This is a genomic window from Telluria sp. AZSoR62 (genome assembly GCF_058111565.1).
Window position 1 is genome coordinate 1 of sequence record NZ_JBYTST010000696.1, and the last position, 228, is coordinate 228.

1 protein-coding gene is annotated in these 228 nt (G+C 63.2%); it reads left to right on the plus strand.

Translation table 11 applies throughout. From position 1 onward, the window contains the following. On the plus strand, positions 1–228 hold a 228-nt coding region (locus AC3XQU_RS25180; RefSeq protein ID WP_489876809.1), incomplete at both ends, for a cellulose synthase operon protein YhjQ/BcsQ.

Here is a 228-nt window from a genome sequence, read left to right on the forward strand (position 1 = left end):
GCTTGCCATGTGTTGCTGTTGCAGCAGGCGATGAATAGCCCCGTGCTGGTGAACCGCTTCGACCCGGGCAGGCAGTTGCAACGGGACCTGTTGCTCATTTGGCGCAAGCACTATTCGGCGCGTCTGCTGCCGCTGACGGTGCATGCCGATGAAGCCATGTGCGAAGCGCTGGCGTGCAAGCAGCCGGTGGGGCAATACGCACCGGACAGCCTTGCGGCGAAAGACGCG